The 4,867-nt window shown below is 48.3% G+C and carries 6 protein-coding genes; 1 reads left to right on the top strand and 5 read right to left on the bottom strand.

Annotated features, from left to right (window positions below; genetic code table 11):
- Positions 1–193, top strand: a 193-nt coding sequence (locus AC1WIP_RS11330) for a hypothetical protein (protein ID WP_481141928.1), incomplete at its 5' end; no start/stop codon positions are given.
- On the opposite strand, the gene AC1WIP_RS11335 is transcribed toward AC1WIP_RS11330, so the two are convergent.
- The 5 genes from AC1WIP_RS11335 to nrdD form a co-directional block, all read right to left on the bottom strand.
- Positions 185–1,048: a DegV family protein gene (locus AC1WIP_RS11335; RefSeq protein ID WP_481141929.1), complete on the bottom strand. Its 864-nt coding sequence runs from the start codon at positions 1,046–1,048 to the stop codon at positions 185–187. The genes AC1WIP_RS11330 and AC1WIP_RS11335 overlap by 9 nt on opposite strands.
- Positions 1,049–1,170: 122 nt before the next feature.
- On the bottom strand, positions 1,171–2,637 hold the full coding sequence (locus AC1WIP_RS11340; RefSeq protein ID WP_481141930.1) for a spore germination protein: 1,467 nt from the start codon (positions 2,635–2,637) through the stop codon (positions 1,171–1,173).
- 98 nt (positions 2,638–2,735) lie between these two features.
- Positions 2,736–3,248 (bottom strand): dCTP deaminase/dUTPase family protein, encoded by a 513-nt coding sequence (locus AC1WIP_RS11345; RefSeq protein WP_481141931.1) that lies wholly within the window; start codon positions 3,246–3,248, stop codon positions 2,736–2,738.
- 47 nt (positions 3,249–3,295) lie between these two features.
- Positions 3,296–3,808, bottom strand: a complete 513-nt coding sequence (gene nrdG, locus AC1WIP_RS11350; RefSeq protein WP_481141932.1) for an anaerobic ribonucleoside-triphosphate reductase activating protein — start codon at positions 3,806–3,808, stop codon at positions 3,296–3,298.
- 158 nt (positions 3,809–3,966) lie between these two features.
- Positions 3,967–4,867 (bottom strand): anaerobic ribonucleoside-triphosphate reductase (gene nrdD / locus AC1WIP_RS11355; RefSeq protein WP_481141933.1); only part of this gene is annotated, 901 nt, incomplete at its 5' end.

Genomic DNA, 4,867 nt, shown 5'->3' on the forward strand with positions numbered 1-4,867 from the left:
TCTCCAGACAGTTTTCCAGCATATTTTTATCTATAGCTTTCTGAATTTCAACCTGTTTCATTTTTCCAATCCTTCAAACAATCTGCGCCTGATTGTTGACTTCTCACAGCGAACAATCAGGCGCGAAAAAACCGCCGCATCCAAAGCTTCATACTCGATGCGGCGGAAAGCATTCCCCTGGGACCTATCTTGACTCTCCCATAAAAAACAAAGCGATTGTACCCGGTCCTGAATGAGCTCCGATGGTAGGACCGATACGGTTAATGAGAAAATTCTGTATTCCCAGCCTTTCCTTTACCATATCTCTCACTGCCTCTGCATCCTCCAGGGCGTCCCCGTGGCTGATAAACACAATATCGTTCTCACTGCGGTAGGAGCCTATTTTTTCCTCCATATAATCCACAAGCGCAGCTAATGATTTCTTCCTGCCCCGCACCTTTCCTATAAGAATCAAATGTCCCTCATTATCCACATGGAGCTTCGGCTTAATGCCTGCAAGAGTTCCTAAAACAGCTGCGGTTTTGCTCACTCTTCCACCCCGGTGAAGATGATACAAATCATCCACCGTAAAAACGTGAACCAGATGCAGCAGATTTTCCCTTACCCAGTCTGCAACCTCGTCCAAGGTTTTTCCCTGATCCCGCAGGCAGACCGCCTTATGGACTAAAAGCCCCTCTCCCAGGGAAGCACACAGCGTATCAATCACAATGATTTTGCAGTCCCTGTGCTCTTCCATGATTTCCTCTGCCGCAAGCATCACATTGCCGCAGGTTCCGCTTAAACCTGAAGAAAAGGAGAGGCATAAAACCTCCTTCTCAGTCTGGATCACTTCCTCCAGATAGGCCTTTGCCTCCTCTGGATTGATCTGGGAGGTAGTTGGCATTTTCCCTTCCCTCATCATTTGATAAAATTCTTTCCAGTCAAGCTCCTTGCCGTGTCCATAGGTCACACCATCGAGAATATAGCTTAAATTCATACATCCCAGATCGTGCTCCTTTATGTACTCCTCCGGCAGATCAGCCGTGCTGTCTGTTATTATTTTAAACATAATTTCCTCCATTCGTATCATAATTGGGGCAGTCCGGAAGCCTTGCGGTTCCCGGGCTGCTTTGCCCGCCTTTTTGTATATTATACCATTAGGAACCCAAGATTTCAAATTTTATCCTGCGTTTATTTTGCTTTTGGTTCAAAAGCTCCGGGCAGTCTCCTCCTAATGAGACGATTTCTCAGCTTCTCCCAGTCAAAGGGAATCAGCGGATAAAGATAGCTCTTCCGGGATACGGTGCGGTTGGTGGCAATGGCTATCAAAAGCACTGCAATTCCCGCCAGATACCCCCATAATCCGAACAGTTGTGTTAAAATCAGATTTAATATCCGCATAAATTTCAGGGCGTATCCCAGTTCATAATTTGCCTGGGTATAATTTGCGATAGCCACAAAGGCCATATACAGCATTACTTCGCTGGAAAACCACCCGCTGTTTACGGCAAATTCTCCCAGCACCAGGGCAGCCATAACGCTCAAAGGGGTGCTCAGCATATTCGGCGTGTTGACGGCGGCCAGACGCAGGCCGTCTATTGCCAGCTCCAGTATGAGAAACTGCCAGATCAGGGGGATGTTTGGAGTCTCCTTCAGCCGGATAAAGGCAAAGCTCTCCGGAATCAGATCCGTTTCTGCGGACAACAGTAAAAAGGTGGGTGTCACCAGGTATGTGAGAATGGCAATCAAAAACCGGGTGATGCGCAGATAGGTTCCCGTTATGGGCGGAAAATAATAGTCGTCCGCCTCCTCCAGCACGTCAAAGATGGTCACGGGCATGATCATGGCAGAGGGGGAATTGTCCACCAAAATCACAATATTCCCCTCCAATATCTGTGCGGCCGCCGTATCCGGTCTCTCCGTGTACTTAAATTTAGGAAAGGGATTATACCACTTTCTCTGGTAAAGGCATTCCGCCAGGCTTTCCTGGTTCAGGGTAAGAGAATCCACCTGAATATTGTTGATCTTCTCTTCTATTTCCTGTAAGAAAGCGTGATCCACCCTCTCATCCATATAGCAGAGTACAATGTCTGTTTTGGAGCTTTTACCGGCATTCATGATTTTCATGCGCAGGTCAGTGCTTCGTATCCTGCGTCTGATCAACGCTGTGTTGAAAACAATGGTTTCCACAAAGCCGTCCTTGGAGCCCCGCAGCACCTTATCCTTGTCAGGCTCTTGTACACTTCTGGCAGGATAGGTGCGGGAGTCAATCAAAAGCGCCTTTTCAAATCCATCCACCAGAAGCAGAAACACACCGGAAAGCAGCGCATTTATAATAGTCTCCCACTGGCTGTTTACGTCCACCTCCACATAGGGAATGTCCTGCTTGGACATTTCATGGGCGTCCGCCGGCATTTGTTCCGGCGTGATTTCCATAAAAAACTGCAAAAGCTTCTGCATCAGCTCATCCTTGCAGAAGCCGTCTATCAGATACATACACGCTTCTTTTCCCCCGATATGCACCACTCTGTGGACCACGTCAAAATTGTTCTCCACATCCAATATTTGATTTAAAAACTGCATATCCTTCCTCAGCGAACCTGAGATTTCCTTCGGATAGCTGAGATTTTCCTGCTCTTCTGCCAGATTTTCCTTCATAAATAACAAACTCCCTTTCCCGGCTGACTGAAATGCTTTTTCTCAGTGTCCCCGGAAAGGGAGCTTTCTATACTCTTATCAATGAAAGCCTTAAAAGTTTACCTGGTAGTGCTGCCAAAGCCGCCGTTTCGCACCCCGTCGGCATCGTCATCAACGGTAATGCCAAATTCCAGAAAGATTCCCTGGGCAAAACCAGTTCCTGCAGGAACCTCCACTGTTCTTCCCTCGTTTGAGGCATTTGTCATCTTGATAAATATATGTCCCTCATTGTCGGAATAAAAATAGTCGCTGTCAATAATACCCACCGTGTTATTCATCTGCAGACGATATTTAAAGCCCAGGCCGCTTCTGGGATATAGCTTCAAAACCCAGCCTTCCTCCATTTCCACCCGGATTCCCGTTGGAATCTTGATTGTGGCACCGGGCGCAAGAGAAAAGGAAAAGGGTGCGAAAAAATCATACCCTGCGCTTCCTTTGGTGGAGCGCACAGGCAGCTTAAGATTTTCATACATATCCTGAATATCCGCCTGTGTAAACTGTGGAAAATCTTCCGCCATTGACTCTGCAAACTGTCCGGCGCTGACCTTATGAAATTTTGCGATTCTCTGCATCTGTCTATCGTACCTTCCCGCCCACAGAAATGGGCTCTGTCACTTATCTATGCCTCATAGTCTGCACAGTGAAGCACCGGCTCCCATGGTTTTTCCTTCCCGAGTGTTTCCTGTACATCTATCACCCTCTGATTTTTGCTTCCTTTCCACAAAAGCTTCGGGTCCTTTTCTTCCACATGAAACTCTCCGTCCACCACCACGTCCACAAGCTCCATCATAGGATCATTATAAATGGTTTCCCAGCTGTCGCCTGTGTACAGCCAAATTGTCTTGTTTGGATATTTTTCCTTAATTTCCGTCATAAAGCTGCGCACATCCATGCGGTTTCCCGGATAAAGAGGGTCTCCCCCCGAGAATGTGATTCCTGATATATAGTCCTTGTCCAGCTGTTCAAAAATCTCTTGCTTTGCCGCTTCGTCAAATGGAATCCCTCCGTCAGGATCCCAGGTAATGGGATTGTGGCATTCCTTGCAGCAGTGGCTGCAGCCGGCCACCCAGAGCACCACACGAAGACCGTCCCCGTTCAGCATGTCGTCTTTGGTAATATTGTGATATCTCATTTCGTTTCTGTCCTCGTTTTCGGATTTTTAACTCTCTGCGCATGTGACCTGCTTCGCAGGGCTTCATTCGCAGGGCTTCGCCCCTGCTTCGCAGCACGCTTTTCTCTCTGCGCATGTGACCTGCTTCGCAGGGCTTCATTCGCAGGGCTTCGCTTATGTCACATGCTTTTCCGTTCGGCGATTTCTGCCATTTTGGCGTCGTTGAGTCTGGTGTCGCCGTGTACGCGGGAATAGGACAGATAACCGTTCATTCGGTCTATTTTTGTCAGATTGCGGCTGCCGCACTTGGGGCAGACGTCCATTTCGAGCTCCTGGTGTCCGCAGTCGTCACAGTAGGCAAGGGAAAGATTGACGCCCTCGTAAAAGCCCATATCCATAGCCCGGCGGATCAGTGTCTTGATGGCCTCCAGATTATAGTCGATGGGATATTTCACATACTGGATTTTCCCTCCGTTGCTCAGGTTCCAGAAGCGGTTCTCCAGATCCTGCTTCTGAATGGGCGTGATATCCTCCGTCACATGGCAGTGGAAGCTGTTGCTCACATACTCTCTGTCGGAAACGCCCTCTACAATGCCGTATTTTTTGCGGAATTGCTTTACCTGCAGGCCGCAGAGGTTTTCTGCCGGCGTACCGTAGATGGCATAGAGATGCCCGTCCTGTTCCTTAAATTCATTCACCCTTTTATTGATATGCTCCAATACCTCGATGGCAAAGGCGCCATCCTCCACCAAAGATTTCCCATTGTAAAGCTCCTGCAGCTCATTGAGGGCAGTAATGCCAAAGCTTGCAGTTGCAGATTTCAGCAAAGGTTTGATCTTGTCAGACAGCTTTAAGTGTCCGCCCAAAAAACCTCCCTCACAGTAGGCAAGAGGATTGGTGGATGCCCGCATTTCTCCCAGATACGCATAGGTGCGGATATGAAGCTGACGGATCAGATTCAGATAATAGTCCAGCACCTCATAGAAATCCCGGCTCTCCTTTCTGGCCTTTGCCAGAATCATGGGCAGGTGCAGCGACACCGCGCCCACATTGAATCTTCCCACAAAAACAGGAGTATCC

This window comes from Acetatifactor sp., from assembly GCF_982438285.1.

Bases quoted from the DNA above. Each gene is read 5' to 3' on its own strand.
- nrdG (WP_481141932.1), bottom strand. From the start codon at position 3,808: ATGAGATATCACAATATTACCAAAGACGACATGCTGAACGGGGACGGT.
- AC1WIP_RS11340 (WP_481141930.1), bottom strand. From the start codon at position 2,637: ATGAAGGAAAATCTGGCAGAAGAGCAGGAAAATCTCAGCTATCCGAAG.
- AC1WIP_RS11345 (WP_481141931.1), bottom strand. From the start codon at position 3,248: ATGCAGAGAATCGCAAAATTTCATAAGGTCAGCGCCGGACAGTTTGCA.
- AC1WIP_RS11335 (WP_481141929.1), bottom strand. From the start codon at position 1,048: ATGTTTAAAATAATAACAGACAGCACGGCTGATCTGCCGGAGGAGTAC.